This is a genomic window from Pseudomonas sp. P5_A2_2 (genome assembly GCF_054177685.1).
The window spans coordinates 1-6,548 of sequence record NZ_JBGCUL010000203.1 but is presented as its reverse complement, the minus strand read 5'-3'; the positions used below and the strand labels follow the sequence as shown (position 1 = coordinate 6,548).

Annotated in this window: 4 protein-coding genes and 1 pseudogene; 1 reads left to right on the top strand and 4 read right to left on the bottom strand. The window is 61.2% G+C overall.

Annotated features, from left to right (window positions below):
* The 4 genes and pseudogenes from ACXRVY_RS13900 to ACXRVY_RS13885 form a co-directional block, all read right to left on the bottom strand.
* Positions 1 to 928 (bottom strand): lysylphosphatidylglycerol synthase domain-containing protein (locus ACXRVY_RS13900; protein WP_458237585.1); only part of this gene is annotated, 928 nt, incomplete at its 3' end.
* Complete coding sequence (clsB, locus tag ACXRVY_RS13895; protein ID WP_223461687.1) at positions 915 to 2,207, bottom strand: cardiolipin synthase ClsB; 1,293 nt, start codon at positions 2,205 to 2,207, stop codon at positions 915 to 917. The genes ACXRVY_RS13900 and clsB, both read right to left, overlap by 14 nt.
* Positions 2,204 to 2,968, bottom strand: a complete 765-nt coding sequence (locus ACXRVY_RS13890; RefSeq protein WP_223461781.1) for an endonuclease/exonuclease/phosphatase family protein — start codon at positions 2,966 to 2,968, stop codon at positions 2,204 to 2,206. The genes clsB and ACXRVY_RS13890 overlap by 4 nt, the downstream gene beginning before the upstream one ends.
* A 239-nt stretch (positions 2,969 to 3,207) precedes the next feature.
* Positions 3,208 to 4,140: pseudogene (locus tag ACXRVY_RS13885) on the bottom strand (MFS transporter); the annotation flags it as partial.
* Between the two features lie 192 nt (positions 4,141 to 4,332).
* Here ACXRVY_RS13885 and ACXRVY_RS13880 point away from each other — a divergent pair.
* Positions 4,333 to 6,453 carry a mechanosensitive ion channel family protein gene (locus tag ACXRVY_RS13880; RefSeq protein ID WP_223461690.1) on the top strand — a complete coding sequence of 707 codons (2,121 nt, stop codon included), beginning with the start codon at positions 4,333 to 4,335 and terminating at the stop codon, positions 6,451 to 6,453.
* Positions 6,454 to 6,548: the final 95 nt, after the last annotated feature.

Here is a 6,548-nt window from a genome sequence, read left to right as displayed (position 1 = left end):
TCACCACGGTAATCAACAGCGGCAAAATGAAATAAATCGCCCGATAGGCCAGCAGTCCCGCTACCAGACTGCCCCGCGAAACCTCATGTTGCAGCAGTGCCACGAACACCGCCTCGAGTACGCCGAGCCCGGCCGGGATGTGAGTGATGACTCCGGCGATGGCGCTGATCAACAGCACGCCCAGCACCAGTGGATAATCCAGTTTGCCTGGCAACAAGGTGAAAATCACCGCCGCCATCAGCGACCAGTTCAATGCACCCAGGACCAGTTGCAGCACTGCCATGCGCAGTGACGGCAGATCAATTTCCACGCCGCGAGTCGCCCACTCCCGACGTTTGGCAAACCGACACGCCGCCAGGTACCCGGCGCTCAGCAGCAACAACAAAACCCCCACGCCTTGCAGCGCGCTGCTGCTGAGTTTCCAGCCCGGTGGCATGCGCACCAGCCCGCTGCTGAACACCGCGCCGGCAATCACCATGTAGCCGAACCAGTTGGTCGCCAGGCTCAGGCCAAGGATTTTCGCGATGTTGCTCTTGCTCACCCCGAGCCGCGAATACAACCGGTAACGCATGGCGATGCCGCCGACCCAGGCGCTCAGGTTCAGGTTGAAGGCGTAGCTGATGATTCCCACGGGCAGGATCTGTTTCCACGTCAGGTTCTGACGGATGTAGGTGCGGCCGATCAGGTCGAAGCAGGCGTACACCAGAAAACTCACCAGGGTAAGCCCCGAAGCAATGATCAGCGTGCGCACCTTGAAATCTGCCAGGTTATCGAACACTTCGTTCCACTCGATGCGCTGGGCGAGCGTCGTGAACAGCACGATCAGCATCAGGAAAAACAGCATCGTCAGCGGTCGTTTCCAGCGACGCCAATGGGACTTGCCCCAGCTTTTGCCGGGAGAGGCCGAATGGGTCTCAGCGCGGTTCATGGTCAGCACTCCCGGATGGCGGGGGGAAGCGTTTCAGACGAGGTTTATGCGCCGGCAACCAACCGGCCCACGCCGGAAAATGCCGCAGGAAGTGAAACACCAGAAAACCGATGGTCATGTGCCAGACACGACCTCGTGGCGCGACGTCGGGAGACATGGCCTTGCAATGGTTATCGCTGAGGTCTTCCAGGCGATTGAACAGATGACGATTGAAGGCCTGGTCGCGGATCAGCACGTTGGCTTCCAGATTCAACGACAGGCTCAATGGGTCGAGGTTGCTGGAGCCGACGGTGCTCCAGTCCTCGTCCACCAAGGCGACCTTGCCGTGCAGCGGGCGGTCGCAATATTCGTAGATCTTCACGCCGGACTTGAGCAGGTAGTCATAGGTCATACGCGCGGCGAGCCTGGCCACCCGCATGTCTGGCTGGCCCTGCAGGATCAGCCGCACATCCACGCCTCGGCGGGCCGCGTTGCGGATCTCGCGCAGCAAGCGGAAACCGGGAAAGAAGTAGGCGTTGGCGATCACCACTCGGCGCTGTGCCTGGCGCAACACCTGGCGGTAAACCTCTTCGATGTCGGTCGGGTGTTCCGCGTTGTCGCGGTACACCAGCCGTACCTGGCCATCGTGATCGCTGAAGGCCAGTTCCGAACGCCGCTGCCGACGGCGTTGCCACCAGTATTTGGCGTGCATCGGGCGACCGCATTGCAGCAGCGCGAAGTGATGGATGTCGGCCACGGCAGGGCCTTGCACCTCTACGGAATAATCCTGTTTGGCCCCGGGGCCGAAGTCGGCCAGATGATCGGCGGAAAAGTTGATCCCGCCGACGAACGCGACGCTGCCATCCACCACCACGATCTTGCGGTGCAGGCGCCGGAACCAGTTGGTGCGGATGCCCAGGCGTTTCGGTGCCGGGTCGAATACTTGCAGGTGTACGCCGGCCGCAGTCAGCGCGGTGAGGAACCCGGTACTCAGCTCGCCGCAACCAAAGCCGTCGAGGCTGACGGTGGTGCGCACGCCGCGCTGAGCGGCTTCGATCAGGATCTGCTGCAGCTCATTGCCGACCTTGTCCTCGAACAGAATGAAGGTTTCCAGCAGGATTTCACTTTGCGCCCGGCGCAGGGCTGCAAACACCCGGGGAAAGTACGCCTCGCCGTTTTCCAGCAACTCGACGCGATTGCTGCCTTGCCAGCCGTATTCGACATCGACCGCTGTCGGCTCGTGGGTGGGCGGAGCGGGGATGTGTTCCAGCGTGGTTTTTTCCATCGACCGGCTGCTCATAGCTCGATCTCCACCGACAGCGGGGCGTGGTCGGAAAGGTGCGACCAGGGCCGGGTAGACAGCACTTGCGGATGGCTGGCCTTGAGGTTGCGCACGTAGATGCGGTCCAGGCGCAATGCCGGCAAGCGCGCAGGGAAACTGCGCGCCGGTTTGCCATGTTGCGCGGCGAAGACTTCATACAGACCGCTGGGCTTGAGAAACGCATCGGCGCGCTGGCGCCAGTCGTTGAAGTCCCCGGCGACAATCACCGGGGCGTCGCTGGGCAGGGCGTCCAGGCGTTGGGCGAGCAACTTCAGTTGCGCGGTACGATGGGTTTCGCGCAGCCCCAGGTGCACGCAAATCGCATGCACCTCCTGGCCGTCACCGGGCAAACGCAACACGCAATGCAAGAGCCCGCGGTTCTCGTGGCCACTGATGGATACGTCGAGGTTGTCGTGGCGAATGATCTGGAATTTCGACAACAGCGCATTGCCGTGATCACCCGTCGGATACACCGCATTGCGTCCATAGGCGAACTGCGGCCAAAGGGTGTCGGCGAGGAATTCGTATTGCGGCATCGCCGGCCAATTGGTGTAGCGCTTGGGGTGCTGTTCATGGGTGCCGTGGACTTCCTGCAAAAACACCACATCGGCTGACACACTGCGTACCGCTTCACGCAGTTCCGGCAGGATGAAACGCCGGTTGAGCGCAGTGAACCCCTTGTGGGTGTTGACCGTCAGTACCGTGAAACGACAAATGACGGACGAACCTTGTACCCGCATGTCGGTTGCGTTTGAGTGTGCGGGAATATCGGTGTGATTCGCTGTCATGTCGCCTCCCGCCTGACGGCCACTGTCTTTGGATGACTCTGGGGCGGCGGCGAAAGTTTCGATGGGGCTACGGGCGGTACATTTTCTGCAGAACACCGAACAACTGTGGGAGCGAGCTTGCTCGCGATGGCGTTCTGTCTGACAAATCCATGTTGAATTTGCCGCCGTCATCGCGAGCAAGCTCGCTCCCACAGGGTAGGTACGTTGCCGAACGCCACGGCGCCCCAGACCAGCACGGTGGCCAGCGCGAGCCACGGATTGCCGGCGGTGAAGGTCAGCAGGAACAACACGGCGGCGAGCAGGGCAAAGATGATTTTCAGGGCGCTGATCGGACCGCGTTTGTCCGCCAGTTTGCCGCCCCAGATGTTGCCGACAGCTACCGAGATACCGTAGACCAGCAACACCAGGCTGACGGTGCCGGCGCTGAAGCCGGAGAGGTCCTGCAGAATCGGCGCGAGGAAGGTAAAGGCGATGAACGAGCCGCCGTAGCCGAGGGCTGTCATGGCATACACCAGCAACAGGCGCGGTTTCTTGAGCACCTGTAATTGCTGCAACAACGAAGCAGGTTTGCCGTGGGCAATATTTTTCGGCACGTAGAGCAGGCTGCCGATGAAGGCGATGACACCCAGTGCCGAAACGGCGAGGAAGGTTTCACGCCAGCCGAAATGCTGGCCGATGAATGTCCCCAGCGGCACGCCGGTGACCAGCGCCACGGTCAGACCGGTGAACATGATGGCGATCGTGCTGGCGGCTTTTTCCTTCGGCACTAGACTGGTGGCGATGGTCGAACCGATCGAGAAAAACACCCCGTGGGCCAGGCCGGTGACGATCCGGGCGAGGATCAACGACTCGTAGCCCGGTGCTTGCCAGGCCAGCAGGTTGCCGAGGGTGAACAGCACCATCAGCGACAACAGCAGGAATTTGCGTGGAACCTTGCCAGTGAGGGCGGTCAGCACCGGGGCGCCGACGGCAACACCCAGGGCATACAGGCTGACCAGCAGGCCGGCGGAYGGCAGGCTGACGCCGAGGTCGGCGCCAATGGTGGGTAACAGGCCAACGATGACGAACTCGGTCGTCCCGATGGCAAAGGCGCTGAGGGTCAGCGCGAGCAGGGCAATGGGCATGGCTGCAACTCCGGAGGTTGATTCGATGGAGCGCAGTGTCGGGGTTCGGGTTGTGCGGAAAAATACAGGGACGGACATTTGATATTTGCGTGCAGATCAAATATCGCTGTCCTGCTTTCTGCGGGCAATGTCCGAACTTGCCCGGCATTTCTCGATCAGTACCTTACAGACACAGCCAAAGGAGTGGGTGCTTTGATCAGGCTCAAGACCGCGATACTGCTGGGTGCGTTGCTGTTGCTGGGCAGCGAGCAGCTGGAAGCCGCCGCGATACCGGGGCTGCCGGCCACCGCGACACCGCTGGCGCACCCCGAACCGCTGGTACAGGGCGGCTTGCTCGGTGCTATCAGCTCAAGCATCGACGAGGTCCAGACCAGACTCGATCTCAACGAGAACCTGGTCGACGCCTGGCGCCTGCGTGCCGATCGCGCGGCCGATGAAGTGGATCAGTTGGTCAATCAGCCTTCGGCCCGTTCGCCCTGGAGTGTCGCCGGCGATTTTCTGCTACTGACCTGCGTGTGGGCGGTGGTGTTTGCCTGTCTTTGGCTGCTTGGGCGGATGACCGCCAGGCGTCTGTGCGAGCATCGTCTGCTGCTCAGTCGTGAACGGGGACAGGCGTTGCTCGGTTACGTGCTGCCCTACACTCTTCCGGCGGTGGTCAGCCTGCCCCTGACGATTTATGCCAGCCAGTTTTTGCCGATATCGGCCGGTCGGGCGCTCGCGCTGTGTCTGGCTTATGCCGCAAGCACGGGGATATTTTCCGTGTCATTGGTGCTGTCGCTGGTGGTGGTGTTCAATGCCGGCCACAAGCGGCGGGCGGTGCAGATCATTCGCGAGAAAAGTCCCCGGCCGTTATTCGGTATCGGTTTTCTGGTGGCCTTGAGCGATGCCCTGACCAGTCCGCAGATCGCCCATCAACTGGGCAGCAATCTCACCAGCAGCATTGCAGTATTCACCGGGTTGGCCGCGTCGATTTCCTTCGGCTTGCTGGTGATCCGCATGCGTCGCCCGGTAGCCCATGTGATCCGCATCCTGCCGCTGGCCCAGCGCCTCAGGCAGCCGGCGTTGCGTGAAACCCTGCGGATATTTTCCGGGCTCTGGTATTGGCCGATTCTGTTGATGGTACTGGTTTCGATCATCAACCTGATCGGTGCCGGGGCGGACAACCAGAGAGTGCTGCGCAGCGCCTTGTTCACCACGGTGCTGCTGATCGCCACGGTATTTCTCAGCACCACGCTGCATCATCTGTTCAAGGCGCGCAGCGAAGCGGAGCTGCGCCGCAGCGGCGCCTACAAGGAGCGTTTTCTCAATCTGTCCCATGCGTTGCTGCGCATCGGCATGGCCATCGTGTTCATCGATATCCTCGGGCGGATCTGGGGCGTGTCGCTGTTCGAATTCGCGGTGAGCAATGCCGTTGGCCGGGCGATCAGTGATTCCCTGAGCCACATCGGTTTGATCCTGCTGGTGACCTGGATGGTCTGGGTGGTGCTCGATACGGCGATTCAGGAGGCCCTGAAACCACCGACCTACAAGCGCTCGGCGCGCCAGCCGAGTACGCGGGTGAAAACCATCCTGCCGCTGCTGCGCAACGCGATCAAAATCATCCTGGTGGTGATTTGCGCGATCACCACCATGGCCAACCTGGGGATCAACGTCGCGCCGTTCCTGGCTGGTGCCGGGGTGATCGGCCTGGCGATCGGTTTCGGTTCCCAGCAACTGGTGCAGGACGTGATTACCGGGCTGTTCATCATCATCGAAGACACCCTGTCCATCGGTGACTGGGTGGTGCTTGATTCCGGGCATGCCGGCACCGTCGAAGGCCTGACCATCCGCACCTTGCGCCTGCGTGATGGCAAGGGCTTCGTGCACTCGGTGCCGTTCGGGCAGATCAAGGCCGTGACCAACCAGTCGCGGCAATTCGCCTATGCGTTTTTCTCGGTGCAATTCACTTACGACACCGATGTCGATAAGGCCATCGAACTGATCCGCGAGGCCGGGCACTCCATCAGCAATGACCCGTTCCTGCGTTACAACCTGCAAGGACCGCTGGATGTGTTTGGCGTCGACAAGATGGACCTCAACGGTGTGGTGCTGACCGCGCAATTTCGCACGGTATCCGGTGGTCAATACGCGGTGAGCCGGGCCTTTAACCAGCGTTTGAAAAAGCTTGTGGATAACTGCCCGTGGGTGAACTTCGCGCAGACTTATCCACAGCAGGCGCTGGTGCCGAGGCATCCGGTCGAAGCGCCGCCCGAGGCAGGGCATGAGCCGGATCATTCGGCAGTGCTGATGCCGGATCGGCCGCGATCTCAGTAGTCAGTTTTGTACTTGAGGCTTTCAGTGGCTGGTCTGGCCCCATCGCGAGCAAGCTCGCTCCCACAGGGGATTTTCTGTGTATACAAATTTATGGC